This is a genomic window from Burkholderia sp. BCC1208, from assembly GCF_902833095.1.
GTDB lineage: Bacteria > Pseudomonadota > Gammaproteobacteria > Burkholderiales > Burkholderiaceae > Burkholderia.
Genome location: NZ_CADFDY010000012.1, coordinates 319,046 through 345,357 on the forward strand (window position 1 = coordinate 319,046; position 26,312 = coordinate 345,357).

At 67.4% G+C, this 26,312-nt stretch carries 21 protein-coding genes and 1 pseudogene; 6 read left to right on the top strand and 16 right to left on the bottom strand.

Going from position 1 to position 26,312, the window contains the following annotated elements; genetic code table 11:
- Window positions 1-18: 18 nt before the first annotated feature.
- Window positions 19-1,440 carry a PLP-dependent aminotransferase family protein gene (locus HWX09_RS28655; protein ID WP_027781326.1) on the top strand — a complete coding sequence of 474 codons (1,422 nt, stop codon included), beginning with the start codon at window positions 19-21 and terminating at the stop codon, window positions 1,438-1,440.
- A gap of 140 nt (window positions 1,441-1,580) precedes the next feature.
- Here HWX09_RS28655 and HWX09_RS28660 read toward each other — a convergent pair.
- Window positions 1,581-2,069: pseudogene (locus HWX09_RS28660) on the bottom strand (RNA-guided endonuclease TnpB family protein); the annotation flags it as partial.
- A 112-nt stretch (window positions 2,070-2,181) separates the two neighbouring features.
- Here HWX09_RS28660 and HWX09_RS28665 point away from each other — a divergent pair.
- Together HWX09_RS28665 and HWX09_RS28670 are read left to right on the top strand one after the other, a co-directional pair.
- Window positions 2,182-2,940 (top strand): hypothetical protein, encoded by a 759-nt coding sequence (locus HWX09_RS28665; protein WP_027781328.1) that lies wholly within the window; start codon window positions 2,182-2,184, stop codon window positions 2,938-2,940.
- Between the two features lie 164 nt (window positions 2,941-3,104).
- Window positions 3,105-3,992: a DMT family transporter gene (locus HWX09_RS28670; protein ID WP_027781329.1), complete on the top strand. Its 888-nt coding sequence runs from the start codon at window positions 3,105-3,107 to the stop codon at window positions 3,990-3,992.
- Here HWX09_RS28670 and HWX09_RS28675 read toward each other — a convergent pair.
- From HWX09_RS28675 to HWX09_RS28715, 9 genes are all read right to left on the bottom strand, one after another.
- Window positions 3,981-4,895, bottom strand: coding sequence for a LysR substrate-binding domain-containing protein (locus tag HWX09_RS28675; protein ID WP_027781330.1), 915 nt, complete (start codon window positions 4,893-4,895; stop codon window positions 3,981-3,983). The two genes, HWX09_RS28670 and HWX09_RS28675, sit on opposite strands and share 12 nt — an antisense overlap.
- A gap of 184 nt (window positions 4,896-5,079) precedes the next feature.
- Complete coding sequence (gene fdhA, locus HWX09_RS28680) at window positions 5,080-6,276, bottom strand: formaldehyde dehydrogenase, glutathione-independent (RefSeq protein WP_027781331.1); 1,197 nt, start codon at window positions 6,274-6,276, stop codon at window positions 5,080-5,082.
- A gap of 250 nt (window positions 6,277-6,526) precedes the next feature.
- Window positions 6,527-7,717: an efflux RND transporter periplasmic adaptor subunit gene (locus HWX09_RS28685; RefSeq protein ID WP_027781332.1), complete on the bottom strand. Its 1,191-nt coding sequence runs from the start codon at window positions 7,715-7,717 to the stop codon at window positions 6,527-6,529.
- Window positions 7,717-9,561, bottom strand: a complete 1,845-nt coding sequence (locus tag HWX09_RS28690) for an efflux transporter outer membrane subunit (protein ID WP_027781333.1) — start codon at window positions 9,559-9,561, stop codon at window positions 7,717-7,719. The genes HWX09_RS28685 and HWX09_RS28690 overlap by 1 nt, the downstream gene beginning before the upstream one ends.
- Before the next feature lie 11 nt (window positions 9,562-9,572).
- The gene (locus HWX09_RS28695) at window positions 9,573-10,511 is read right to left on the bottom strand and encodes a glycosyltransferase family 2 protein (RefSeq protein ID WP_027781334.1); all 939 of its coding nucleotides are present in this window, start codon (window positions 10,509-10,511) and stop codon (window positions 9,573-9,575) included.
- A gap of 10 nt (window positions 10,512-10,521) precedes the next feature.
- The gene (locus HWX09_RS28700; protein WP_027781335.1) at window positions 10,522-12,117 is read right to left on the bottom strand and encodes a DHA2 family efflux MFS transporter permease subunit; all 1,596 of its coding nucleotides are present in this window, start codon (window positions 12,115-12,117) and stop codon (window positions 10,522-10,524) included.
- Window positions 12,114-13,397, bottom strand: a complete 1,284-nt coding sequence (locus HWX09_RS28705; protein WP_027781336.1) for a nucleotide disphospho-sugar-binding domain-containing protein — start codon at window positions 13,395-13,397, stop codon at window positions 12,114-12,116. Before HWX09_RS28705 ends, HWX09_RS28700 begins: the two co-directional genes overlap by 4 nt.
- A gap of 17 nt (window positions 13,398-13,414) precedes the next feature.
- Window positions 13,415-13,984, bottom strand: coding sequence for an isoprenylcysteine carboxylmethyltransferase family protein (locus HWX09_RS28710; protein ID WP_027781337.1), 570 nt, complete (start codon window positions 13,982-13,984; stop codon window positions 13,415-13,417).
- Window positions 13,985-14,051: 67 nt separating this feature from the next.
- A complete protein-coding gene (locus HWX09_RS28715) occupies window positions 14,052-14,954 on the bottom strand; it encodes an alpha/beta fold hydrolase (protein ID WP_027781338.1) in 903 nt (300 codons plus the stop codon).
- Window positions 14,955-15,675: 721 nt separating this feature from the next.
- Between HWX09_RS28715 and betI the strand changes: the two genes are divergently transcribed.
- The 3 genes from betI to betA are packed head-to-tail and all read left to right on the top strand — an operon-like array spanning window position 15,676 to window position 19,477.
- On the top strand, window positions 15,676-16,260 hold the full coding sequence (betI, locus tag HWX09_RS28720; protein WP_027781339.1) for a transcriptional regulator BetI: 585 nt from the start codon (window positions 15,676-15,678) through the stop codon (window positions 16,258-16,260).
- 32 nt (window positions 16,261-16,292) lie between these two features.
- Window positions 16,293-17,762, top strand: a complete 1,470-nt coding sequence (gene betB, locus HWX09_RS28725; RefSeq protein WP_027781340.1) for a betaine-aldehyde dehydrogenase — start codon at window positions 16,293-16,295, stop codon at window positions 17,760-17,762.
- Between the two features lie 14 nt (window positions 17,763-17,776).
- Window positions 17,777-19,477 carry a choline dehydrogenase gene (betA, locus tag HWX09_RS28730; protein ID WP_027781341.1) on the top strand — a complete coding sequence of 567 codons (1,701 nt, stop codon included), beginning with the start codon at window positions 17,777-17,779 and terminating at the stop codon, window positions 19,475-19,477.
- Window positions 19,478-19,550: 73 nt separating this feature from the next.
- Here betA and HWX09_RS28735 read toward each other — a convergent pair whose 3' ends face one another.
- From HWX09_RS28735 to HWX09_RS28760, 6 genes are all read right to left on the bottom strand, one after another.
- Window positions 19,551-20,672, bottom strand: a complete 1,122-nt coding sequence (locus HWX09_RS28735) for a hypothetical protein (RefSeq protein WP_027781342.1) — start codon at window positions 20,670-20,672, stop codon at window positions 19,551-19,553.
- A 234-nt stretch (window positions 20,673-20,906) separates the two neighbouring features.
- Window positions 20,907-21,410 carry a hypothetical protein gene (locus HWX09_RS28740; protein ID WP_027781343.1) on the bottom strand — a complete coding sequence of 168 codons (504 nt, stop codon included), beginning with the start codon at window positions 21,408-21,410 and terminating at the stop codon, window positions 20,907-20,909.
- 121 nt (window positions 21,411-21,531) lie between these two features.
- Entirely contained in the window at window positions 21,532-22,356 is an 825-nt protein-coding gene (locus HWX09_RS28745) for an OmpW family outer membrane protein (protein ID WP_027781344.1), read from the bottom strand.
- 73 nt (window positions 22,357-22,429) lie between these two features.
- A complete protein-coding gene (locus tag HWX09_RS28750) occupies window positions 22,430-23,683 on the bottom strand; it encodes a DUF2957 domain-containing protein (RefSeq protein WP_027781345.1) in 1,254 nt (417 codons plus the stop codon).
- Between the two features lie 71 nt (window positions 23,684-23,754).
- Entirely contained in the window at window positions 23,755-25,371 is a 1,617-nt protein-coding gene (locus HWX09_RS28755; protein ID WP_027781346.1) for a DUF2957 domain-containing protein, read from the bottom strand.
- A 643-nt stretch (window positions 25,372-26,014) separates the two neighbouring features.
- Window positions 26,015-26,311, bottom strand: a complete 297-nt coding sequence (locus HWX09_RS28760; RefSeq protein WP_027781347.1) for a cupin domain-containing protein — start codon at window positions 26,309-26,311, stop codon at window positions 26,015-26,017.
- Window position 26,312: the final 1 nt, after the last annotated feature.

A 26,312-nucleotide genomic window follows, 5' to 3' on the forward strand; every position in this document is an offset into this window, starting at 1 on the left:
ACGGCCGGGAGGACACGCATGAAGCGTTATGCGGTGCTGGCCCAGACGATTGCCGACGCCATTCGGCGCGGCGATCTGGGGCCCGACGCGCGCATCCCCACCGTGCGCGCGGCATGCCGCGCGTATCGCGTGAGTCCGTCCACGGTATTTCGGGCGTACTACGCGCTCGAAAACGAGGGTCTGATCGTCGCTAGGGCGCGCTCGGGTTATTTCGTCGCGAACCTCGCGGACAAGCACGTGCGGTTCTCCCGCGATCCGCCGCGCAAGCCGGACGCCGCGCAAACCGGCGGCGACGATACGCTGTTCCGCCTGCTCGACTCGCTCAAATGCGACGACATCGTGCCGCTCGGCTCGGCATTCGCGAACTATTCGCTGTTCCCGATGAGCAGCCTGTGGCGTTATGTGGCGTCGGCCTCCCGCAACATGGACCGCACGAAACTGATCGCGGGCTTGCCGCCCGGTAACGAAGCGCTGCGCCGCCAGATCGCGTTGCGCTACCTGAACGCGGGCGCGTCGCTGCCGCTGGAGGAAATCGTCATCACGACGGGGGCGACCGAAGCGCTGACGCTCAGCCTGCAGGCGCTGACGCGCCCGGGCGACATCGTCGCGATCGAACGGCCGGCATTCCACGCGGTGCTGCAGGCCGTCCAGTGCCTGCACCTGAAGGCCGTCGAGATCCCGGTCGATCCGCGCACGGGCCTCGACCTCGACGCGCTCGCCGAGGCGCTCGACACGCATCCGGTGCGCGCGTGCTGGTTCATGACGTCGTTACACAACCCGACCGGCGCGACCCTGACCGACGAGCGCAAACGCGCGCTGATCGACCTGCTCACGTCCCGCGGCGTGCCGCTGATCGAGGACGACGTGTATGGCGAACTGCAGTTCGGCACGGCGCCCACGCGCCCGGCGAAACTGTACGACGACAGCGGGCTCGTCCTGCATTGCGGGTCGTTTTCGAAATGTCTCGCGCCCGGCTTCCGGATCGGCTGGGTCGCGGCCGGCCGCTTCGTGCGGCAGATCTGCCAGGCCAAGGGCATGAGCGCGCCGGCCGCCGACGTACCGGCGCAGATGGCGATCTCGAGCTATCTGCGCGACGGCGCGTACGACCGTTTCCTGCGCAAGCTGCGACGCAATCTCGCCGCGCACCAGGCACAGATGCTCTCGGCCGTGCGCGCGTACTTTCCGGCCGACACCGAAGTGTTCGCGCCGCGCGGCGGGTATTTTCTGTGGATTGAACTGCCGCCGCACATGGATGCGATGCACCTGTTCGACGAGGCGATTGAAAACGGCGTCAGCATCGCGCCCGGGCCGATCTTCTCCGCGACCGGCGGCTTCCGCCGCTATTTGCGGCTCAACTACGGACGGCCATGGACACCCGCCGTCGAACGCGCGCTGGAGACGCTCGGCACGCTCGCAGCCCGGCAGCGACACGGCGGGTAGTACGAAATGTGCGGAACACAACGCGCGACATGTACTTGCGTTTCGCGCGCGAACGACCAAAAATTAAGCGGCAGGCCGTTGCGGACGAACGGATTCCACGCGTCCGATGTTATGGAGAATCACTTGACGTCCTCCTCTCCCTAAAAGGAGAGGATTCCCACACCTGGCGATGCACGTCCGCATCGGAGAATGTTCAACGCAGCGTTGGTATCTCGATCATGCTCGACACCACAGTCACTGCAGGCCCATTCTCTTACTCGCAGTCCCGCGATACCTTTCGGCCGCGCCGTGCTGTCTTGCGACCCGCACGCCGAACAGGACTGGGTGGAACCCCTTTCGTCGACTTCCTCGAACGTGGCCCCGTGCGCCATCGCCTTGTAACGGAGCCTGTTTCGGAAGGACGACCACGATGCGTCGTAGACGCTCTTCGCCATCCTGGTTCTGGCAAGTTTGACGGCCGACACGTTGCCGACCGCGATGTAATCGAAACGCCGCGCCAGATCGAGCGCGACCTTGTGTTGGAAATCGGCACGGGCGTTCGCGACCTTGGCATGCAGCTTCGCGATATGCCGCCTGTGCTTTCGCGCTCGCTGCGCGTTCGCCAGCTTTTCCGCCGCTCGTCGACCGAAATGGTCTTTCCTTCCCGCCATCAATGGCGGGGCCTCTCGGAGCAAATGATGAACACCGCATGCGAACGACCGCCGATGTATAGCCCGACGATGCCGCCCGCCGGTCGCTGACATGCGCGTCCTGCCCAACCGAAGCGTCCGCGCGCGCGATGCCTGGCGCGCCGTGCTGAATGCGCGCGCCGAATCGCGACACGCCACGTGCTGCCGCTGCAGGGAATGCGGCTTCGTGGCGTTCCGCGCGCTCGAGCACTGCCCCGTCTGCGGTCAGTGGAACTGGCCGTTCGAGCCGATCAGCCACACGCCGGCCGACGCGCACGCCCCGCGCGCGCCGCGATCGTTCCACACATGGTCGTCGCGCGTCGCCCGCGCGCTGCGCAACGCGGCTTTCCAGCGGCCTCGCGCGTCGAGCGCACCGATTCTCAGCATCCTCACGCTCGTGCTGCTGGTCGGCGGCTACGTGACGGTCGACCAGACCTGCAAGGCCGACCCCGTTTGTCGCGGCTCCGGTGCACCGGCTGCTGTCGCGACCGAAGCCGCGCTGCCCGCGTCGAACGATCCGTTCCTGCCGGTCGTGCCGACGCCCCTCTACCCATTTCATTCGCCTGATGAAACGCAAGTGGCGGCCAATCCGCAACAGGACACCCCAGTCGCCGCCAAACCCGCGCGCAGGATGGTGGTGGCGCAAGCCGCGCCGTCGGTGCGCGCGCCCGACCGCACACGCAACGGCTCAGTCCGCGTGGCCGACTGGAAAGGCGGCCGCGACACCGCCTATCGCACGCGCGCAATCCGCCGCGTCAGCCTGCACACCGGGCGCGCCCGCCGCGCCGCGGCCAGCAACGCCGAACTCGCGAAGCTCTATCGCGGCCACTGAGCGCGCGGTCCAGGCCCGCGCGCCCGTCGATTCAATTTTCTAAACCGCCCGTCACAAAACCTCGTTTGTGTCGCGACGCACGCATGACGTTCAATGGGTCATTCGCCCGCGCCGGCGCGTCTCGCCCGCCGGCCGCTCGCCGATCCACCGAACGGAGTCTGTCGATGAATGCACTGCAGCTCGTGACCCTGGCTGCCATCTGGGGCGCGTCCTTCCTGTTCATGCGCATGGGTGCGCCGGAATTCGGCGTCATCCCGCTGATCGCGCTGCGTGTCGCGATCGCGGCGGTGCTGTTGTCGCCGGTGCTGCGCAACGCGCAGGCGCGGCAGGAATTCCGCGCGCATGTCGTGCCGCTGTTCGTCGTCGGCATCGCGAACTCGGCGCTGCCGTTCTGCCTGCTGACCTACGCGGCCCTGTTCGTGACGGCCGGCACCGATTCGATCCTGAATGCGACGACCCCGCTATGGACCGCGATCGTCGCGTACGTGTGGCTGCGCACGCCGCTGACGAAGCCGCAGGCAGTCGGCCTCGCGCTGGGCTTCGCCGGCGTCGTCGTGCTCGCCGGCTCGGCGCTCGGCGCCGGCACGCCCGGCGCGCCGGGCGCCATCGCCGCCGCGATGCTCGCGACACTGTCGTACGGGTTCGCCGCGCACTACTCGAAGCGCAAGCTCGCGAACGTGCGGCCGTTCGTATCGGCGTTCGGCAGCCAGTTGTTCGCGGCCGTCGCACTCGTGCCGCTCGCGCTGCCGATGTGGCCGCAGGGCCCCGTGCACGCGTCCGCGTGGATCGCGGTGGTGCTGCTCGGGGCGATCTGCACGGCAGTGGCCTACCTGCTGTATTTCGGGCTGCTCCGCAGCGCGGGCGCGCAATACGCGGCGTCGGTCACGTTCCTGATTCCGGTGTTCGGCGTGGTGTGGGGCGCGATCTTCCTGCACGAGACGATCACCGTGCAGACGCTCGCCGGGTGCGCGATCATTCTGCTCGGCACCGCGCTCGCGACCGGCAAGCTCAAGGGTTTCGCCACGGCCGCGGTGCGCGGGTCACGCCAGTAGATCGGGCGAATCGCGAGCCTCACCGCCGATCTCCCGGGCCAGCCAGTCGCGGAACGCGGCGATCTTCCACTCGTGCCGGCGCGCTTCGCTGCACACGACGTAATAAGACAGTTCGGTCGGCCAGGGCCGCGCGAGCACGCGGACCAGCCGCCCGGCCGCGACTTCGTCGCGCGCGTAGATGTCGCGCACCAGCGCGATGCCCTGGCCGGCGGCCGCGGCCTTGATCAGCAACGCATCCTCGCTGAAGCTCGCGCCGCGCGGCGCACGCGCATCCTCGATGCCCTGCGCGCGCAGCCACAGCACCCAGTCGGCGCGGTCGGCGTCCTGCAGCAGCGGGTACGACAGGCAGTCGGCGGGCGCGTCGATCGGGCGCGCGGGATCGAGCAGCCGCGGGCTGCACACGGGCCACAGTTCCGGCGTCCAGATGCGGAACGACGCGTGCCCGGGATAGCGGCCGAGGCCGTGCCGGATCGCGACGTCGACGTAGTCGCGGCGCAGATCGACCAGTTGCGCGCGCGTCTCGACGGTGATTTCGATTTCGGGGTACGCGGCGTTGAACGAGCCGAGCCGCTGCACGAGCCACGTGTTCGCGAACGACGCGGTGGTCGTCACCGCGAGGCGGACGATGCGCCGGTTCGCGCCGTGCACGTTCGACCACGCGGCCTCGATCTCGCTGAAGCCGCCGGCGAGCTGGTCGAACAGCGCGCGGCCGGTGCCGGTCAGCTCGAGTTCGCGGCCGGTGCGCTCGAACAGGCGGACGGCGAGGCGATCCTCGAGATTGCGGACGTGCTGGCTGACGGCGCCCGGCGAAATGCAGAGCAGGTCGGCCGCCTGCTTCATGCTGCCGCAACGCGCCACTTCGACGAACGTGTGCAACGCGGCGAGGGGAAGTGACTTGGCCATCCGGGGATCGCCGGCGCACGGCGGTGGAAGGTTCGGGAACGGGCGATGATTATCGCAGCAATCGCGCGCGGCCGGGATCGGGGTTCGCCGCGTTGCCCTGCCCCGCCGTCGCTCCCGCAACGAAAACGGGCGGCCCGTTTCCGGAACCGCCCGCTTCGTGCCGCGCGTGTCGAACGCTAGCGCATCACGCCGCCAGCAACCCGTGCGGGTCGATGACGAATTTGCGCGGCGCGCCGCCGTCGAACTTCTTGTAGCCTTCCGGCGCCTGGTCGAGCGAGATCACTTCGACGTTGACGATCTTCGCGATCGGCAGCCGGTCGAACAGGATCGCCTGCATCAGGTTGCGGTTGTACTTCAGCACCGGCGTCTGGCCCGTGAAGAACGAATGCGACTTCGCCCAGCCGAGGCCGAAGCGGATGCTCAGGCTGCCGTGCTGCGCGGCCTTGTCCTTCGCGCCCGGATCGTCCGTCACGTACAGGCCCGGGATGCCGATCGCGCCGGCCGGGCGCGTGATTTCCATCAGCGAGTTCAGCACCGTCGCGGGCGCTTCCTCCGAATGGCCCGACGAGCCGTGGCCGTGCGCCTCGAAGCCGACGCAGTCGACCGCGCAGTCGATCTCCGGCACGCCGAGAATCTGCTCGATCTGCTCGCCGAGCGACGCGTCCTTCGACAGGTCGACCGTCTCGAATCCCATCGCCCGTGCGTGCGCGAGGCGCTCCGCGTTCATGTCGCCGACGATCGTCACGGCCGCCCCCAGCAGGCGCGCCGACGCGGCCGCCGCCATCCCGACCGGGCCCGCGCCCGCGATGTAGACCGTCGAACCGGGCTTCACGCCGGCGCTGACCGCGCCGTGATAACCGGTCGGCAGAATGTCGGACAGGCAGGTCAGATCGCGGATCTTCGCCATCGCCTGGTCGCGATCCGGGAATTTCAGCAGGTTGAAATCGGCATACGGCACGAGCACGTACTCGGCCTGGCCGCCGATCCAGCCGCCCATGTCGACGTAGCCGTACGCGCCGCCCGCACGCGACGGGTTCACGTTCAGGCATACGCCCGTATGCGTGTCCTTGCACATCGCGCAGCGGCCGCACGCGACGTTGAACGGCACCGACACGAGATCGCCGATCTTCAGCGTCTCGACGTCGCGGCCCACTTCGACCACTTCGCCGGTGATCTCGTGACCGAGCACGAGGCCGACCGGCGCGGTCGTACGGCCGCGCACCATGTGCTGGTCGGAGCCGCAGATGTTCGTGCTGACCACTTTCAGGATCACGCCGTGGCCGATCGCGCGGCCGCTCGGGTCGACCATCTTCGGATAATCGATTTTCTGGACTTCGACCTGGCCCGGTCCAAGATAGACGACACCTCGATTGCTGCTCATCGTATTGTCTCCATGTCTCGTTGGATGGCGCCGCGGCGCGCCGACTCTTGCGGCGCACGCGCAACGTGCTGTTCGAGAGTAGTCCCGGAGGCAGGGGCGCCGATGTCTCAAACGCGACATGCGTTTGATCGGCGCCGACATCGATGGCGGAAATACGAAAGTCGGACGGGAAACGACGGGACGCCCCGCAGGCGAGATGCACCGGGGTCGGACCGCCCCTGGCGGCCGGCCCCTGGCGCGACGGCAGGCGCTACCCGCCCTGATTTTCGCGGATGATCGCGGCGGCAGCCGCTTCCGCGTCGCTCGCGACGCCGTCGTGCACGCGCGTACCGACGGCCGGCGTCGGCGGCTCGCTGTCGAGTGCGTGGCCATTGCGGTCGTGCGTGTCGACCGTCGCGCGCATCGACAGCCCGACGCGCAGCGGATGCGCGGCGAGATCGCGCGGATCGATCGCGATCACGACCGGCACACGCTGCACGACCTTGATCCAGTTGCCGGCCGCGTTCTGCGACGGCAACATCGAGAACGCGCTGCCCGTGCCCGCCGAGAAGCCCTGCACGCGGCCGCGGTAAGCGATGCGCGAGCCATAGAGATCCGACACGACCTCGACCGGCTGCCCGACGCGCATGTGGCGAATCTGCCCTTCCTTGAAATTCGCCTCGACCCACAGCCGGTCGAGCTGCACGATCGACATCAGCGGCACGCCGGGCCCGACCTGCTGGCCGACCTGCACCGAGCGCTGCCCGATGGTGCCGTCGACGGGCGCGACGATCGTCGTGCGCTTCAGGTTCCGGTACGCGAGCTTGAACTGCGCGGCCGCCTGCACGACGGCCGGGCTTTCGTCGATGGGCAGCTTGCCGCCGAGCGCGCGCGCCGCGTCGAGCTGCGCCTGCGCGGCCGCGAGGTTCGCCTGCGCGCCGGCCACGGCCGCACGGGCCCGCGCCAGTTCTTCCGGCGCGACGATCTCGACCGACGCGCCCGAACGCGCGGCGAGCGCGCGCTGCGCCAGCGACAGGTCGGCGCGCCGCGCATTCACGGCCTCGACGTACATCGTGTTCGAAATCCTCGCGTTCGCGACCTGGCGCACGGCCTGTGCGAGCTGCGCCTTCGCCTGCGCGAACGCGACCGACGCCTCGGTGTCGTCGAGCCGCACGAGCGTCTGCCCGGCCCGCACGGCCTGCGTATCGGCGACCACCACGTCGGTCACGGCGCCCGGGATCTGCGCGGCGACCTGCACGATGCTGCCCGCGACGTACGCGTCGTCGGTGTCTTCGTCGTAGCGGTCGCTCAACAACCAATATGCGGTCCAAGCGATCGCGGCCAGCAGCACGATCGCGAAGAACACGGTGAAGCGCTTGCGGCGCGTCGCGCGGCGTGCATCGAGTGCCGGGTCGTTCAGTGCGGCCGGCGGTGCGGCGGAATGAAGGTTGTCGTGGTGCATCAGTCGCTTTGCGTAACGATCAGACGATCGTGCTGGAAGACGGGAATCGCGGGCATCGGCGACGCGCCCCGCGTCGGGCTTGCCGAGACCGTGTGCGCGAGAACGGGCGTGCCGCGAGGCGACGCGTCGGGTTGGGTCGCGCCGATCGTCGACGGGCGCGCCGTGTCGTCGCGCCGTGCGGATTCACGCGCGGGCGCGGTCGTCGTGGTGGCGGCCGGCGGCATTGCCGTGCTCCCGGCAGACGAGTCGTTCGACGGGCCCGCCATCGCCGCGCGGTTCGCGGCCACGGAAGCCGCCGCCCCGCGCCTGGCCACGCCACCGCGCGCTCGATGCACGGGTGGCGTCTGCGTCTGCGCCTGCGCCATCGTTGCGCCCGCATCGAACCCGCCGCCCAGTGCGCCGATCAGCCCCACGCGCAGCGTCCGCTGCTTGCCGAGCAACGCGATCATCTGCGCGCGCTCGTCGATCAGCGTGAGATCCGCGACATCGACGTCCTTCTGCATCAGCACGCCGCGTCGATGCCGATCCGCCGCGATCTGCACGATCTTCTGCGCGGCCGCGACCGCGTCCTGCTGCTGTGCGACGAGCGTCTGCGACGTCTGCAGCGACGTGACGAGTTGCGCGACCTGCCCGAGCGCATCGTCGACGGTCTTGTTGTACAGCCCGATTGCGACGTCGGCCTGCGCCACATCCGCGCCGAGCTTCGCCTTCAGCCGGCCGCGATCGAAGATCGGCAACGAAATCGCCGGGCCGACGGAGCCGGCGAGCGAATCGCGCGAGAACAGCGACGCGGGCGTCAACGCGAACACGCCGCCGAGCGCGACGAGGTTCACGTCCGGGTAGAACTGCGCGCGCGTCGAGTCGGCATTCGCGAACGCGGCTTCGACCCGCAGCCGCGCGGCGACGATGTCGGGCCGACGGCCAAGAAGATCTGCCGGCAGCCGGGCGGGCACCGCGCCGCCCGCGAACGCGCCGACGCGCGGCCGCTGCAGCGCGAGCCCGCGCTCCGGGCCGCGGCCCGAGAGCACGCCGAGTTGCAGCTGCGCGAGCTTGATCTGCTCGTCGTTCAGCGCGATCTGTTCGAGCAGGCGGCTGCGCTTGATCGACGCATCGCTCGCGTCGTACGCGTTGTCGAGGCCGCGCGCGGTGCGCTCGCGCAGCACGGCCGTCACGCGCTGGCTGATCTTCAGTTTCTGCTGCAACAGGTCGCGTACCGCGTACGCCTGATCGAGCTGGCAATACACGGTGACGATCGCGACGGCGAGCGTCAGCCGGACCTGCTCGGCCTCCACGCCGGCCGCGTCGCGCAACGACATCAGGCTCTTGGTCGCGGCGCGGTTCTTGCCCCACAGGTCGAGCTGGTAGTTCAGCCCGACGAAGATCGACGACGGCGACACGTTCGGATCGCCGAAAATCTGCACCGGCACGCGATAGCCGCCGGCCGTGACGTCGGCGATGTCGCCAGGTTTCGGCATCCGTGCGCGGCTGATCGTCGCGCCGGCCGTGCCCGTCAGACCGGTCAGCGAATCGAACTGTTGAAGCTGCGCCTGCACGATCCGCAGGCGCGCCTGCGCGACCTGCACATCGGGGTTGTTCCGCGACGCCTCGGCGACCAGGTCGTCGAGTTGCGGATCCTGTAGCTGCTTCACCCAGTCGGGCGCCGGCCACGCGCCGTTCGCGCCCGGGCCGACGGTATGCACGAGCGCATCGTCGGCCGGCGCGCGCAGCGACAGCGCCGGCAGGAAACCCGACGGCACGCATCCGCCCAGTGCGAGCATCGCCGCGGCCGCCGCGATCAACCCGCCGCCCTTCACGCCACGCGGCGAACCCGCCGCTTGTTTCATCCGCCGCATCGTCACCCCTGTCGAATGCTCTGCGTGCGCGCGGCCAGACGCGGCCGCGTGCGCTCGAGCGGGCCGAGCCGGCCGAACAGGCCGTCCGCGACGCCGAACAGGATGCCGGCCAGCTTCGCGCGCTTGTCGTGCTCGACGAGCGCGATCTGCACGATCTGCCACACGGTCAGCAGGTTCGGCACGAGCGCCACGGGAAAGCGCAGCCCGTACTGCATGCCGAGCTGCACCGCATTGCGCGCGCTGTAGTAGCGCCGTTGCCACGAATGATTCATCGAGGTCATTTCAAAAGGGCCGATCGCATGCCGCCGTTTCGCGCCGATCCGGTGCGGCAGCACCAGCGACGGCACGACATAGAGCGGCACGTTGCGCGACAGTGCGCGGAAACTGTATTCGGTGTCGACGTGATCGATGAACAGCGTCTCGTCGAAACGGCCGAGCACGTCGAACGCTTCGCGCGACACGACGCAGCCCGACGAGATCAGGAAGGCGCAGCGCTGCATCGGCGTGCCCGGTTCGATGCGCAGGCGGTGCAAGCCGATGCCGTTCGTCGCGAGTTCGGGCAGGAAGGCGCGCGCGTTCTCGTCGAAGATGCGCGGGCCGGCGAGGAACGCGTGCCCCGCGCGTCCCGCGCAGACCTCGCGCATCGTCGGGAAATACGCGGCCGGCACCGACGAATCCTGGTCGAACAGCGCGACCGCGTCGACGCGGTCGCGAAACAGCGCCGCGAGCCCCGCGTTGTACGCGCCCGCGATACCGCCGCGATTGCCGTGATGCAGCAACGCGATGCCTTCGCGCGCACATAGCGCGTGGGCCCGCTCATCGGCCTGCGGCGTGTTGTCGACGACGAGCAGCGCGTCGCACGCGTGCCGCCATCCGCGCAGCGCGTCGAGCTGCGCGTCGCTCGGGTGATACAGGATCACGAGTGCGCCGAGTGTCGTCATGGTCTGCTCCTCAATGCCCGAACGATGCTGCCGCGCCGCGCCTGGGCCGCGTCAGCCACATCATCGCCGCGAGCGCGAGACACGTCATGCTCGCCATCCAGAACATGTCGTTGGTCGCCATCATGTAGGCCTGCTGCATCACGACCTGATGCAGCGTCGTCAGCTCGCGCACGCCGTCCACGCCCATCGCGTTCAGCGCGTGCACGAAGCGTTGGGTGTTCGTCGATGCATGCGTGACCGATTGCGACACGACGTCGTAGTGATAGGTTGCGCGGTTGTCCCACAGCGTCACGCTCATCGCGGTGCCGAATGCGGCCGACAGCGTGCGCAGGAAATTCGACAGGCTCGACGCGGCGGCGAGCCGGTCGTCCGGAATGCGCGACAGCGTCGCGGCAGTCAGCGGAATGAAGAAGCACGGCAGCCCGATCCCCTGGATCAGCCCCGGCGCGGCGATCTGCGCGAACGTCATCTTCAGCGTGAAATGCGCGTCCCATGCGAGCACGGCCGCGAAGACGAGGAAGCCGAACGTCGCGAGCACGCGCGCGTCGAAGCGGTGCGCATGCAGCCCGACGAGGATCGAGAACACGAGCGCGAGCACGCCGAGCGACGCGGTCGCGAGCCCCGCATGAAACGCGTTGTAGCCCATCACGGCCTGCATCCACAGCGGAAACACGACGCCGACCACGGAGAAGCTCATCATCCCGAGCGAGATGATCAGCACGCAGAACGAGAACGTGCGGTCGCGAAACAGGCTCAGATCGACCACGGGATGCGCTTCGCCCGCTTCCCAGATCAGCAGCGACACGATCGCGAGTGCCGCGACCACCGCGAGCGTGACGATCAGCGGCGAATCGAACCAGCCGCGATCGTGGCCGAGATCGAGCATCGCCTGGAGCGAGCCGACGCCGATCACGAGCAGCACGATGCCCGGCACGTCGATCGGGCCGGCCGCGCCGCGCTGCGCGTCGGGGCGCAGCATCGCGGTGCACACCGCGAACGAGAACAGCCCGATCGGCAAATTGATCAGGAAGATCCACGGCCACGAGAAGTTGTCGACGATCCAGCCGCCGACCACCGGCCCGAAGATCGGCGCGAGCAGCACCGTCATCGCCCACAGCGCGAGCGCGATCGTGCGTTTGTCGGGCGGAAAGGTGCGCAGCAGGATCGTCTGCGACAGCGGCACCATCGGCCCCGAACACAATCCCTGCAGCGCGCGGCAGATCACGAGCACGTGCAGGTCGCGCGCGAGCCCGCACAGCAGCGACGTCAGCGTAAACAGCAGCACCGCGCCGACGAACAGCCGCAGCTCGCCGACGCGCCGTGCGAGCCAGCCGGTCAGCGGCACCGCGATCGCGGCCGCGACCGAATACGAACTGATCACCCACGTGCCCTGGCTGTTCGATACGCCGAGGCTGCCGGAGATCGCCGGCACCGCGACGTTCGTCACGGTCGAGTCCAGCACTTCGATGAAGGTCGCGAGCGACAGCGCGAACGTCAGCAGCGCGAGCCGGATGCCGCGTACCGGCTGCGCGGCCGGCGCGGGCGCCGGCACGTCGAACGCGGACGGCGCGACGGGCCCGTCGTGAAGCGGCGATGCGGTGCTCATGCGCCGGCCACCGCGACATCGGCCCGCGCGGCCGTCCGCCCGCGCCTGGGCATGAATCGTTCGATGAAATCGGCGGCCGCGCCGCAGCCGTCCGGCGCGGCCGCGAGCAGCGCGCGCGTACGCTGCGCATGTAGCGCGAACGCGGGTTCATCGAGCGCGCGCGCGAGCGCCGCGCCGAGCCGCGCGCCGTCGAGCGGGCTGTCGACCCGCACGCCGCAGCCGTTCGCGACGACACGTTGCGCGTTGTCGAACTGGTCGTGCGCGAACGGCGTGACGACCTGCACGATGCCGGCTTCGCACGCGAGCGACGCCGTGCCGATTCCGCCGTGATGCACGAGCGCGCGGCAACGCGGCAGCAGCGTGCGCATCGGCACGAAACGGCGCACGAGCAGCCGGTCGCCGTCCTGCGCCGCCTCGTGCGGCGTCAGCAGGATCCCGCGCGCGCCGGTCGCGCGCAGCGCGTCCGCCGCCGCGCGCGCATAGGCCGAGTGATCGACGAGCGTCGAACCGGCCGTGAACACGACCGGGGGCTCGCCGGCCGCGAGAAACACATCGAGTGCCACATCGTCGTCGGGTGCCGCGATATCGTTGAACAACGGAAAACCGCTTTGCAGATGGTTCGACGGCCAGTCGGGCTGCGGCGGCGCGAACCAGCGGGGAAACAGGCACAGCACGCCGTCGGTCGAATGCAGCCAGCGGCCGAGCACGCGCCGCGCGGGCGCGAGGCCGAGCTCGCGGCGCACCGCATCGAGCGCCGGACCGCACACACGGTCGAGCACCTGCCGCTCGATCAGCGTCATCAGCGCCGACTTCACCGGCAACGGCCAGCGGGCGGGAATCGTCAGGCGCGGGTGGGTCGGCGGCGCATGCGCGGACAGCAGCGTCGACGGCGACACCTGCACCGACACGTACGGCGTGCGGTGCAGTTCCTGCATGAAGCGCGCGGAAAACGCCCACAGCGTGCCGACCAGCACCGTGTCGGCATCGGTCAGCGCGCGCAGCGCGTCGTAATGCGGGCGCAGCGTCGGCGCGATCACCTGCCACAGCGTGCGGAACGACGTGCGCGGATCCCACAGCGCCGGGTTCGCCATCGCCGCGTCGTAGTCGGCCGCGGTGCCGACCGGCACGAACGCGAACCCGCAGCGGCGCACGGCCGCCTCGAACGGCGCGTGCGTGCAGAACACGACCTCGTGACCGCGCGCCGCGAGCGTGCGCGCGATACCGAGCATCGGATGCACGTCGCCCGCGGAACCGATCGCGGTCACGATCATCTTCGCCATCGCGCGCCTCGCGGAGGTCAGTAAAAGCCGGGGATCAGCGCCGCCACTTCGCGGCGATACTGCGCATAGGCCGGCCCGAAATAGCCGGTCAGCCAGTTCTCCTCGACGCGCACCTTGTACGCGAGCGACGCGAACACGAGCAGCACGCCGATCGCGCCGCGCCATTCGCCGCCGATCAGCGCGGCGCCGACCAGCGCGATCAGGCAGCCGGTGTAGATCGGGTGACGCACGAGCGCATACGGCCCCGTGCGCACGAGTTCGTGATCTTCCTTCAGCGTGACCGATACGCTCCAGTTCGTGCCCAGATGCAGCCGCGCCCACACCGAGAACAGCAGGCCGGCCACCAGCACCGCGAGCCCACACTGTGCCTGCAGCCCGAAGCGCTGCCAGTCGGGCGCGAGCGCCTGCCACGACGGATCGGGAAGGATGATCAGCGCGCCGCCGACGATCAGCGGAATCGACTGCAGCGTACGCGAGCGCGACGCTTCCTTGCGCACGGTCGTCTTGACGCCCTGCGACGTGGCGATCCAGTACGCGAGCCACGCGGCCCACGGAACGACGATGGCGATGGTCTGAACGATATTCACGGCTGGCCTGCCTCGTTGGGATGGGAATTCGGATGCGCGGGACGAGCCCGATGCACGACGGACGACGTCACGACGACAACGCGTGTATCGGCGCGGGCATGCACGCGTGCGCGGCGGCACGTGCGATGCCGGTCGCGACGGACGCTTCGCCGCAGAAAAAATCGAGCAACGCGGTACGGGTGTATTCGCGCTGCGCACGGCCTTCGATGTCGAGGAAATGGCCGGCGTCCGGCACCGTCGCGAATCGCGCGCGCGCCACGTGCGCGCCGAGCTGACGCACGTCGGCCGGCGTCGTGTATTCGTCGCGCTCGCCGTTCAGGAACAGCAGCTCGCAGCCGATGTTCGAGAACTCGCTGAAGTAGCGCTCGGGCTGCAACGACAGGATCTGGTCGACGTGGAACGCGACCTGGTCCTGCTCGTCGCGCGGCAGGCGCGTGAGATACCGGTAGTTGTACAGCTTCATGATGCGCGGCAGATAGCGGCCGACGGTGTCGTTCAGCAACTGCGCGGCCTTCAGGTTCTCGCCGGCCGCGATGTGGTCGCGGGCGCGCGTCACGTAGTCGACCATTGCGTCGTTCAGGAACGGCGAGAACGAACAGATCGCCGCGCGCCGCACGCTCGGGCAACCGCGCGCGAGCGCGAACAGCGACGCGACACCGCCCCACGACACCGACACGAGGAACGCCGGCGCGAAGTGCTCGACCAGGTACTGGAGGATCGCGGCTTCGTCGTCCTTGGTCAGGATGAAGCAGCCGGGGTTGTGCTGGCGCGACTGCCCCGCATACGGCAGGTCGAAGCAGATCGTGTTCATCCGCTCGCCGAGATACTGGACGGTCTGGCCGAACGACGCGGTCGTCGCGAGCGCGCCGTTGACGAGCATCGCCGTGTCGAAGGCCGGATCGAACACGTTCCGTTCGACGTAGACCTTCAGACCATTCGGCAGCGGGACCACGTGTTTTTCGGTCGGCATCGTCGTTCTCCGGTGGATGCGGCGTCTCGACGTCGCGGCATGCTGCAAGTGCGCAATGGCTGGCACACGACCCGGTGCGCGGTCGGTCGACGCGCCCATTGCCGACGCACCGCGGCAATGGCCGGCGGCGCCATTCATTCCTTGTGGTGCGGCGCCATACTAATACGGTCGATATTACTTACTCAAGTCATTCCAAAAATCCCTCTACTCGATCCGGAAATACGCCAAATTCAAATTTATTTATTGATTTCTATGGTATGCGGAATCTCGAAAAAGAGCGTGGCAATCGTTTGCGAGCAACCTTTTTCAGCATTGAAAAATCACACATTCTTATTTATATTCAATGGTTTATATAGTTTAAATCGGCTGATTGAAACGGTTTTTACAAAACCATCCATCTTCACGATTCGGCTTAACAATTTCACATCGTGAATAATATTGCAGATTTTGACACTCTTTCGATTTGTAATGAATTCAGTTATAGAAACAGCCCTCCTCATTGCGTCGGATTTCCACGAACCGTTTTAAACAGATTCAAACTTATTTAACCTTCTTTCAATTCATTTTCCGCACCTGCACATGGGCTCCAGGGTGTGATGAACGCCTCCGTTTGGAACGCGGCCTATCGTCCGACCCCGATTTTTTGTTGATTGATCGTTCAATAAAAAACCGCTAAGCTCTCGACTTCCATGGACGGCCCGACCGGGCGAAGGGAGTCACGATGCCGAAAGTCGGAATGCGGGAGATACGCCGCGCACAGTTGATCGACGCCACGTTGCGCTCGATCGACGAAGCGGGCCTGCCCGGCACGACGCTCGCATCGGTTGCGCAACGCGCGAACATCTCGACGGGCATCGTCAGCCATTATTTCGGCGACAAGGACGGCCTGCTCGAAGCGACGATGCGGCACGTGCTGCGCGACCTGTGGGCGGCCACCACGCGCCGCCGCGTCGCCGCACGCAAGGATCCGCGTTCGCGGCTGCGTGCGGTCGTCGCCGCGAACTTCGACGTCACGCAGGTCAGCGCGCCCGTGATGAAGACGTGGCTCGCGTTCTGGTCGCAGAGCATGCACGATCCGATGCTCAAGCGCCTGCAGCACGTCAATACGCGGCGCCTCCATTCGAACCTGTGCGCCGAGTTCGCGAAGGCATTGCCGCGCACCGAGGCACGCGAAGCCGCCAGCGGCCTCGCCGCGCTGATCGACGGCCTGTGGCTGCGCGGCGCGCTCGCCGGTGGCCCGATCGACACCCGAGCCGCGTTGAAGCTCGCCCACGATTACATCGACCTGCTGCTCGCGTCCGACTGACGCGTCACGCAGTCGCCCTCAAGGAGATCCTCATGTCCGTATTCGGTTTGCAGCGCCTCTACATCGGCGGCGGTTACGTCGACGCCACGAGCGGCAAGACTTTCGACACTTTCGATCCGGCCACCGGCGAACTGCTCGCGCAGGTGCAGCAGGCGAGCGCGGCCGACGTCGACCGCGCGGTTGCGTCCGCGCGGGAAGGCCAGCGCGAATGGGCGGCGATGACCGCGATGCAGCGCTCGCGCATCCTGCGCCGCGCGGTCGACCTGCTGCGCGAGCGCAACGACGAACTCGCGGCCATCGAGACGCGCGATACCGGCAAGCCGATCGGCGAGACGCTCGCGGTCGACATCGTCACGGGCGCGGACGTGATCGAGTACTACGCGGGCCTCGCGACCGCGATCGAAGGGCTGCAGGTGCCGCTGCGCGCCGAGTCGTTCGTGTACACGCGCCGCGAGCCGCTCGGCGTGTGCGCGGGCATCGGCGCATGGAATTACCCGATCCAGATCGCCTGCTGGAAAACGGCACCCGCGCTCGCGGCCGGCAACGCGATGGTGTTCAAGCCGAGCGAAGTCACGCCGCTCACCGCGCTGAAGCTCGCGGAAATCTATACGGAAGCCGGCGTGCCGGCCGGCGTGTTCAACGTCGTGCAGGGCGACGGCTCGGTCGGCGCGCTGCTCACCGGCCACCCGGACATCGCGAAGGTGTCGTTCACCGGCGGCGTCGAAACCGGCAAGAAGGTGATGTCGCTGGCCGGCGCATCGTCGCTGAAGGAAGTGACGATGGAACTCGGCGGCAAGTCGCCGCTGATCGTGTTCGACGATGCGGACCTCGACCGCGCGGCCGACATCGCGGTGACCGCCAACTTCTTCAGCTCGGGCCAGGTCTGCACCAACGGGACGCGCGTGTTCGTGCACCGCTCGATCAAGGACGCGTTCACGAAGAAGGTGCTCGAACGCGTGAAGCGCATTCGCGTGGGCAAACCGACCGATGCCGACACCAACTTCGGCCCGCTCGTGTCGGCCGCGCAGCTCGACAAGGTGCTCGGCTTCATCGAAAGCGGCAAGGCCGAAGGCGCGAAGCTGCTCGCGGGCGGCACGCGCCTGACCGACGGCCACTTCGGCAGCGGCCAGTACGTCGCGCCGACCGTGTTCGGCGATTGCCGCGACGACATGAAGATCGTGCGCGAGGAAATCTTCGGGCCGGTGATGAGCATCCTCGATTTCGAATCGGAGGACGAAGTGATTGCCCGCGCGAACGACACGCACTACGGGCTCGCGGCCGGCGTCGTGACCGAGAACCTGTCGCGCGCGCACCGCACGATCCATCGCCTCGAAGCCGGCATCTGCTGGATCAACACGTGGGGCGAATCGCCGGCCGAAATGCCGGTTGGCGGATACAAGCAATCCGGTGTCGGGCGCGAGAACGGCATCACGACGCTCGAGCACTACACTCGAATCAAGTCGGTGCAGGTCGAGCTCGGCCGCTACAACCCGGTGTTTTAAGGAGATTGACCGTCATGACGACACGCGAATACGACTACATCATCTGCGGCGCGGGTTCCGCGGGCAACGTGCTCGCCACGCGGCTGACGGAAGATCCGGACGTCACGGTGCTGCTGCTCGAAGCGGGCGGCCCCGACTACCGCTTCGACTTCCGCACGCAGATGCCGGCCGCCCTCGCCTATCCGCTGCAGGGCCGCCGCTACAACTGGGCGTACGAGACCGACCCCGAGCCGCACATGGACAACCGCCGGATGGAGTGCGGCCGCGGCAAGGGGCTCGGCGGCTCGTCGCTGATCAACGGGATGTGCTACATCCGCGGCAACGCGCTCGACTACGACAACTGGTCGACGCACAAGGGCCTCGAGAACTGGACGTATCTCGACTGCCTGCCGTACTTCAAGAAAGCCGAGACGCGCGACGTCGGCCCGAACGACTATCACGGCGGTAGCGGCCCCGTGTCGGTCACCACCAGCAAGCCGGGCGTGAACCCGCTGTTCGAGGCGATGGTCGATGCGGGCGTGCAGGCCGGCTATCCGCGCACCGACGACCTGAACGGTTATCAGCAGGAAGGCTTCGGCCCGATGGACCGTACCGTCACGCCGAAGGGCCGCCGCGCGAGCACCGCGCGCGGCTATCTCGACCAGGCTAAGGTGCGGTCGAACCTCGAGATCGTCACGCACGCGCTCGCCGACCGCATCCTGTTCGACGGCAAGCGCGCGTCGGGCGTCACCTACCTGCGCGGCAGCGAGCGCGCGACCGCGCACGCACGCCGCGAAGTGCTCGTGTGCAGCGGCGCGATCGCGTCGCCGCAACTGCTGCAGCGCTCGGGCGTCGGCCCCGGCGCGTGGCTGAAGGAACTCGACATTCCCGCCGTGCTCGACCTGCCCGGCGTCGGCCAGAATCTTCAGGATCACCTGGAGATGTACATCCAGTACGAGTGCAAGGAGCCGGTCTCGCTGTATCCGGCGCTCAAGTGGTGGAACCAGCCGAAGATCGGCCTCGAATGGATGCTGAACGGCACCGGCCTCGGCGCAAGCAATCACTTCGAGGCCGGCGGCTTCATCCGCACGCGCGACGACGACCTGTGGCCGAACATCCAGTATCACTTCCTGCCGGTGGCGATCAACTACAACGGCTCGAACGCGATCGAGATGCACGGCTTCCAGGCGCACGTCGGCTCGATGCGTTCGCCGAGCCGCGGCCGCGTGAAGCTGCGCTCGCGCGACCCGAACGACCATCCGAGCATCCTGTTCAACTACATGGCCGAAGCGCTCGACTGGCGCGAGTTCCGCGATGCGATCCGTGCGACGCGCGAAATCATGCGGCAGCCGGCGCTCGATCGCTATCGCGGCCGCGAGCTGAATCCGGGCGCCGACTGCAAGAGCGACAAGGAGCTCGACGCGTTCGTGCGTGCTCGCGCGGAAACCGCGTTCCATCCGTCGTGCTCGTGCAAGATGGGTTACGACGACATGGCGGTGGTCGATGAAGAAGGCCGCGTGCACGGGCTCGACGGGCTGCGCGTCGTCGATGCGTCGATCATGCCGATCATCACGACCGGCAACCTGAACGCGCCGACGATCATGATCGCCGAGAAGATCGCCGACAAGATCCGCGGCCGCACGCCGCTCGCACGTGTCGACGTGCCGTACTTCGTCGCGAACGGCGCATTGGCGCGCAATGTCGCGAAGGCCGCGCGGCAACCCGAGACGGTCTGATCGATCCGGCGCCCGCGGCGGGCGCCGCGATACTCCCCTCGCGGCTCGCGGCGTTCTCGCCACGAGCCGTGTTTCATTGCGCCTTCCCGTTTGCGCTGCGTGGCCGGGTTGCCGAAACGCCGCGCGTCCGCATCCGCTTGGCGCGAACGATCGGGTTCCACCGCGACGTCAGACTCATCGCGTCGCGCAAGCGGTCGAACGCAACATCCTCTTCCGGCCCGAAACGGCTGACCGCCGGCCGTGCGAGCACGTCGTCGAGCCACGTCTGCCATGTATCGCCATGAAAGCGACGGGCGATTTCCTGCACCACATCCGGTGCTGCAATCACGATGCCCGCCAACAGGTAATGCGCCCAGAAGCTGCCTGCACCGACGAGTTGATCGAGCCGGCAAACGGCGAGTGAAGCAAGCAGCCCGTCCACCGACGCGAGATCGGCGCGATGCTTTCGGATCGCCCGCGCGACCAGGTTGTGCTGGCCGCCGTACGCCTGAACGGAAACGCCGTTGCCGGCCGCGAGCTCGGCCGAGAACATCGCGAGCGCGGCCATCTCGTTGATCCGTGATGCGTCGTCACGCGAGCCGCACACGCGCAGCACGACCGCGTCGATGATGGCGCCGGGACGGGCCGGCATTTCCGCACTCGTTGCCGTGACAGCGCTCAGTCTTTCTCTCAGGTTCTTCGCAGGCGGCGTCTCGCGCTGCCCGTCATGTTCGTTCGCGATGCGTGTGCCCGCGTCACCGCCGCTGCATTCGATACCGCCGGCAATCCGCCCGAGCTCGGCCCAGCCGATATCGGGATCGTCGAATGCGCACGCATCGATCACGCCGTGTGCGGCGTCGAACACTGCACGCGAGCCAGGGCAGCAGCGTTCCGCTTCGGTAAGCTGCCGCGCGGACGGCGCATGCGAGCATGCGCCGCGCGGATCGACCGAGTCGCATGCGCAGCCGCCGCCGTCCGTTGCGATCCACGGTGCGAGCCGGTGAAGGGCCGCTGCCGCTTCGCGGGACAGGCGTGCGCCCGCACGCACGCGTATCGCATGTGACGCGGCGATTGTCGTGTCGCCGGCATCTACCGCCGCCGTCGCGCAGACGGCAGCGTCGAGATGTTCGATCAGGTACTGCAGCCACGCGGCCGTGCGCAGCCGGTCAGGCGTCGCGCCGCTGGCATCGCCATACTTTTCTGGATCGGTAAGCATGGGTCGTCCGCGAGTATTCTGGCCAATCGGAATGGCGTTGTTTCAGTCGAATCGGGTGGCGCGGTATGCCGCGCCGGCCCTGCAAGGCCACGCGCGCCGGATCGCGACACGTGTGGCCAGCCCGCCGTCGCGCCGATACGCGCGACAAAACGAATGCATCGAGGAAGCGAACGCCCGCCGCACATGCCGCACGGCCCTCGCGCACGGCGGGCGCCCCGCTTCGATCCGCGACGCTTACTGCACGTGGAACTTCGGCGACGTGCCGATCGTGCCGCTGACCGTACAGTCCGGCGTCAGCACCGCGTTGTTGAACGTCAGCGACGAGTTCGGATCGCTCCACGTCGTCACGACCTTGCTCGGCCCGCAGGTGCCGAGCAGCGAAACGGTGACCTTCGCGTTGTTGATCGACAGTTGCGTCGTGCTGTCGGCCTGGCCCGTCCACGGCGACCCGCTGCTCGCGCTACCGCTGATCAGGCCGCACGTGGCGCCGCCCGCGAACGTCGTCGACGTGATGTTGACGATGCCGGTCGCGGTGATCGTGCCGTTGAACGTCGCGGTACAACTCGCGTTGATCGACCCCTTGGCCAGGACCGTGATCCCCGTCGCGGAGAACGGCTCCCCGCTCGGGTTCATCGGCTGCCCGTCGGCGCGCGAAACGGTGACTGCGAAAGCAGGCGCGGCCGAAACCGCGGTGAAAGCCACTGCAGCAACAAGCGATACGATTTTGCGAATGCTCATTTGAACTGCCCCCTCTCTTCACAAATGGCGGCACGCCGCCAGGAACGCGACCTCCCGGCCGGAATGGCCCGGCCAGCCGGTCGCAGAAAACCGCCGGCGCGCGTCATGCGCGCCGGACGGCTCAGAACTTGTAGGAAATACCGACGAACGTGATCAGCGGATCGGCCTTCAGCCGCGTGCGCGTGGTCGCGAGCGTCGACCCGTCGGCTGCCTTGATCACCAGCGACGAGTAGGTCTTCAGCGGCATGTACGTCAGCGTCGCCGTCAGCCCCCAGTGCTTGTTGATCGCGTAGCTCGCGCCGACGTTGTAGACCGGCGTAAACGACGACGACGCCTTGCCCTCCACCGACGTCGCCCCCGGCTTGCCGGCGCCGGCTGCAAGCACGCTGCCGAGGTTCTCGTTGATGTCCTTCGCGAAGTTGCCGTTCAGCTCGATGTTGCTGAACCAGCTGTAAGCCACGCCGATCCCGACGAACGGGCGAAACCGCGCGGTCGACGAGTTGAAGTAGTACTGCAGAATGATCGTCGGACTCCACTGCCGCGCGTTCTTCACGGCCGGCTGGTTCGCCGACTTGTCCATGTTGACGTCGCCGAGCGCACCGGCCGGCCCGGGCGGCCGGATCACGCCGTGGCCCGTCAGCGTGAACTCGGGCGGAATCCCGAGCACCGACGTGACCGCGATGTGGTCGGTGAAGAAGTGCGTGAGCGTGAGGCCGACGGTGTCGGCATTGTTGACCGTCAGGCTCGTGCCCGGCGACGTGAACGACCCGGGCAGGCGCAGCGGCCCGTTGATCGGCATGCCTGCGAGATTCGTCGTCAGCCCGTTGGTCGAATCCTGCGGCATGATGTGCAGCCATCCGAGCGTCGCGACGTTGTCGCCCGCCTGCTGGGCCGATGCGAGCGTCGACACGCCTGCGACGACACCCGCGATGATCAGCTTCTTCATGAACTCTCCCCCTCATTCTGTCCGGGCGCCGCGCATCTGCGCGCGGCGCCGCCGTGTCTCCATCCACGCGCGGTCACTGCACGAACGCACCGACCGTGAAGTACGGATTGCTCGTATCGGCCATGTCGAGGAACCCGAACACGCCGCCGGTGAACACGAACTTGCCGGTCGCCGGCCCCGACGCCGCATCCGCATGCACGGTCGTGACGACGCCCGGCACCTTTTGCGTGTAGTCGAGGTTCAGCGCGCGCGCGAGCGCGGCCTGCGACGCGTTGAACGGATCGAGCAGCGTGGCCTGCGCGCCGATCAGCGCGGTCGCGCGGTAGTTGAACGCGCTGTCGACGCCCGTGTACTCGCCGTTCTGCGAGCCCTGCGCGATCGCTGCTTGCGGACTCAGGATCGAAATACCCGATTCGTCGTCCGCGCTCGGCGGCCCTTGCGTGAGGTCCGCGTTCGCGGCGCCGGTGCGGATGAAGATCGGCACGAGCTGGTTGCGCAGCTTGCCGACGATCAGGATTCCCTTGCCGGCCTTCGCCGGATCGAGCGCGGTGAGCGTCGGCGGAATCTGCGGCTGGTAGTTGAGCGACTGGAATGCCGGCGCATCCGGGCGCAGCGTGAACGGCTGGTTCACGGTTGCGCTCGATGCAAGCGGCTGCCCGCCGTTCTTCTTGCCGAAGTTGTCGGTCTCGACGTAGCTGCCGTCCGCGTTGATCGTCACCTTCTGGTCGAGCGCCACCGGCTGGAAGTTCTGCGACGGCACCTGGTGATAGCCGAGCTGGTTGTACGTGCCAGCGATTTTCGTCAGGTCGGTTTCCAGCGACGAGAAGCTGATGAACGGGTAGTACGGGAACGTCGTCTTCGGGATCTTGCCGACGCCGATCACGCCGTCGAACTGGATCGTCGCGCCGGGAATCGCGCCGCCCAGCACACCTTCGCCGAGGAACAGCCGCGCGGGCCGGCTCGGGTCGAGGCTCGCGTTCTGCATCCGGAACGTGCACTGGTTCAGCTTCACCGTCGGCAGCCCCGTTTCGTCCGCCAGCGTGCCGTCGACCACGTTCGCGGGCACGGTGTCGCGGGTCGGCTGCACGGTACCCGTGGCGGTCGGCACTGGCGACGCGAGGTAGGTCATCCGGTACGTCATCTTCGTCGTGTCGAGCTGCACTTTCACGAGCTCGCCCGACCCGGAGCCGCCGATGAACACCGTGTTGTAGTCGATCGTCTGCGGGCACAGCCGGGCCACCGGCGCGGGCGGCGGGTCGCCGTCGCCGCCGCATGCGGCGAGCACGGGCGCGAGCGACGCCGCGGCCATCCACTGTTTCACATTCATAGGAATCCTCTTGAAATTCTATTCGCCGGCGGCAGCGCATGCGCCGCCGGTGTTACGTGTTCAATGCAGGGTTACTGGACGAACGCGCCGACCGTGAAGAACGGGTTGACCTTGTTGTTGTTGACGACCATCGCGTAGACGTTGCCGGCCGTCACGAGCCAGCCCGTGTCGCCTTTGCTGAAGATCGCCACGTTGCCGGTCGCGCCCTTCGCGTTGAAGTCCTGCGTGGCGGACACCTTGATCTTGCCGGGCGTGACCTGCGTATAGTCGAGCGCAAACTGCGAGGTCACCGACGACGTCTGTGGGTCGATGAATGCCGCGGTATTGCCCTGGAACAGCGTCGACGTGTAGTTCGCGGCGAGCGTCGATACCGCGGTGCCGTCGTTGCAGCTGCCTGCCTGCGCCAGGAAGAAGGTGCCGTCGAAGCTGCCGGGCAGATCCGGATGCGGCACGTTGTTGTTGAAGCTCGGGCCCGAAGTCGCGATCGCGAACGTCGCGGTGCTGGGTGCCACGACACCGCACGCGGATGCGCTCGTTGCGCCGATGAAACCGCCTTTCAGAGAATTTGCCGCGACGGCGGCGGTCCGGGATAGCATCGAGATCCCCACTTCGGCATCGGCAACCGACGCGAGCAGGTTACTCGCATCGATATGCGTGTAACCCACACGAATCACGACCGGGACCAGCACGCCGTTCAGCTTGCCGACGATCATGATGCCCTTCGCCTGACTGGGCGCCGCAATCACGATCGCCGAGCCCTGCCCCGCGAACGGATACACGACCGTGCCGAACTGGTTCGCCACCGCGTTGCTCACGAACACGTTGTCGGCCGATCCATCCGCATTCTTGCGCAACGTCCACGGCGCCCCGGTGGTCTGGCACGAGTAGTCGCTGCCTGCCGTGATGGTGCACGAGCCGTCGGCATTGAACGTCTGGTTCCAGTTGACGACATCGGGCTGCCACCCGACCGCCCCCGTGCTGCTCTGTGCGTTGCCGCCGACGGGCGACAGATGGATACCGAGTTCGTTGTAGTTGCCCGCGACCTTCGTGAAGTCGGTTTCCGTGTCGGTAAAGCCAATGAACGGATAGAAATCGAAGGTACGCGACGGCACCACGCCGAGCACGACGCCCGGGAACGGCTCGAGGCCGGCGAACGCAATCGTCGCCCCCGGAATCCCGCCGCCGACAACCCCGTTGCCGACGAACAGCATCGGCGGATCGGTGCGCTTGATCGTCACCGAATACGCGCCGTCGCTCGTCGCGCCGCTGTCGAGCACGAACGCGCAGCGGTTCTGCTCGGCGGTCGGAAGATTGGTCGGATGATGGAAGGCGCCGCTGATCGTCAGGCCCGCGCGCGTATTGTTGACTTGCCCCGCCGAGGTCGGCACCGACGATTCGATGAACTGCATTTGATAGGTAAGCTTCGTCGTGTCGAATTTCACCTTCACGTATTCGCCGCTACCCGCACCGCCGGTGTAGGTTGTCGTGTAGTCGAGCGAATCCGGACACAGCTTCGTCACCACCGGCGGCGTCGTTTCCGCGCCGCTCGGCCCGCATGCGCTGCCCGAGCACTGCGGCACGTTGATCGGCCCCGGATCGTCGCCGCCGCCGCAACCGGCGACGAGCAACGGCAGCGCCAGCACCGCGCACGACAGGATCGCTTTCCGCCATTCAGGAATGCAAATCATCAACCCCTCCTTTTCAGGTACGACAAGTCTCATCCGGCCAGGCTGCATGGCCCGCCGGTTGGTATCGCGCCGCCGCACGAAGGCGCGACGCATGACGATGCACGCAAGACGGCCGCGATGCCGATCGGGCACATGCGGCATACGCCGCGGCGGCAGACGAGCGCACTCCCGCGGCGCCGTCATGCGGCACGGCGCCGTCGGAACGATCGAAACGGAAAGTGGCTCGCCGCTACGGCTTGCCGCTACGGCTCGCCGCTACACGGCGAGGTGACGATGCAGCCACGCGACCTGCGTCGCGCCTGCATTCAGCGAAAAATCGGAAAACGGCAGTCCCGCTGGCCCCGCGGATAGGCGTCTCATGGTGTGGTCTCCATACGTACGCTTGATTCGTTATCGTGATGCGTCGTTTGTCGAGACTATGATCGGACCATTCCCACAAGTAAATGGATGCAGAGTTCCAAACGAATGAACCCGCGCGATCCTAGCGTTTGCACGGTATTTGACAGTTTTTCAAACAGCCTTCATTTTATTTGCTCAGACAAATCCCCGGGCCGTGGAACACGCGTTTGAACGTCGACCGCCAATCCGCGCGGAGCCAAGCCGGCCGGCCTTCAGCGGCCCCCACGCATGTTGCGCCGCAACCTTACACGTCGATGATCGCGAGCGTGCCGTGGCTGCCGGGCAGCACCGCGTGGCGCGTGCCGGCGCGCGCGAGGTACATCTGCCCGGCCCCGACCACGACCGTTTCCGCCTCGACCTCGAGCATCAGCGTGCCGTCGAGCACCAGCAGCCCCTCGTCGTAGTCGTGCACTTCCGCTTCGTAAGGCTGCGCATCCATGCGCAGCACCTTGATCCGGGCCGGCCCGACTTCGCCGACGATCGTGGATTTCCATGCAGTAGCCTGCGCGTCCGCCACGGATTTGAAATCGATCAAGGACATG

Bases quoted from the DNA above. Each gene is read 5' to 3' on its own strand.
- HWX09_RS28655 (WP_027781326.1), top strand. From the start codon at position 19: ATGAAGCGTTATGCGGTGCTGGCCCAGACGATTGCCGACGCCATTCGG.
- HWX09_RS28665 (WP_027781328.1), top strand. From the start codon at position 2,182: ATGCGCGTCCTGCCCAACCGAAGCGTCCGCGCGCGCGATGCCTGGCGC.
- HWX09_RS28670 (WP_027781329.1), top strand. From the start codon at position 3,105: ATGAATGCACTGCAGCTCGTGACCCTGGCTGCCATCTGGGGCGCGTCC.
- HWX09_RS28675 (WP_027781330.1), bottom strand. From the start codon at position 4,895: ATGGCCAAGTCACTTCCCCTCGCCGCGTTGCACACGTTCGTCGAAGTG.
- fdhA (WP_027781331.1), bottom strand. From the start codon at position 6,276: ATGAGCAGCAATCGAGGTGTCGTCTATCTTGGACCGGGCCAGGTCGAA.
- HWX09_RS28685 (WP_027781332.1), bottom strand. From the start codon at position 7,717: ATGCACCACGACAACCTTCATTCCGCCGCACCGCCGGCCGCACTGAAC.
- HWX09_RS28690 (WP_027781333.1), bottom strand. From the start codon at position 9,561: ATGAAACAAGCGGCGGGTTCGCCGCGTGGCGTGAAGGGCGGCGGGTTG.
- HWX09_RS28695 (WP_027781334.1), bottom strand. From the start codon at position 10,511: ATGACGACACTCGGCGCACTCGTGATCCTGTATCACCCGAGCGACGCG.
- HWX09_RS28700 (WP_027781335.1), bottom strand. From the start codon at position 12,117: ATGAGCACCGCATCGCCGCTTCACGACGGGCCCGTCGCGCCGTCCGCG.
- HWX09_RS28705 (WP_027781336.1), bottom strand. From the start codon at position 13,397: ATGGCGAAGATGATCGTGACCGCGATCGGTTCCGCGGGCGACGTGCAT.
- HWX09_RS28715 (WP_027781338.1), bottom strand. From the start codon at position 14,954: ATGCCGACCGAAAAACACGTGGTCCCGCTGCCGAATGGTCTGAAGGTC.
- betI (WP_027781339.1), top strand. From the start codon at position 15,676: ATGCCGAAAGTCGGAATGCGGGAGATACGCCGCGCACAGTTGATCGAC.
- betB (WP_027781340.1), top strand. From the start codon at position 16,293: ATGTCCGTATTCGGTTTGCAGCGCCTCTACATCGGCGGCGGTTACGTC.
- betA (WP_027781341.1), top strand. From the start codon at position 17,777: ATGACGACACGCGAATACGACTACATCATCTGCGGCGCGGGTTCCGCG.
- HWX09_RS28735 (WP_027781342.1), bottom strand. From the start codon at position 20,672: ATGCTTACCGATCCAGAAAAGTATGGCGATGCCAGCGGCGCGACGCCT.
- HWX09_RS28740 (WP_027781343.1), bottom strand. From the start codon at position 21,410: ATGAGCATTCGCAAAATCGTATCGCTTGTTGCTGCAGTGGCTTTCACC.
- HWX09_RS28745 (WP_027781344.1), bottom strand. From the start codon at position 22,356: ATGAAGAAGCTGATCATCGCGGGTGTCGTCGCAGGCGTGTCGACGCTC.
- HWX09_RS28750 (WP_027781345.1), bottom strand. From the start codon at position 23,683: ATGAATGTGAAACAGTGGATGGCCGCGGCGTCGCTCGCGCCCGTGCTC.
- HWX09_RS28755 (WP_027781346.1), bottom strand. From the start codon at position 25,371: ATGATTTGCATTCCTGAATGGCGGAAAGCGATCCTGTCGTGCGCGGTG.
- HWX09_RS28760 (WP_027781347.1), bottom strand. From the start codon at position 26,311: ATGTCCTTGATCGATTTCAAATCCGTGGCGGACGCGCAGGCTACTGCA.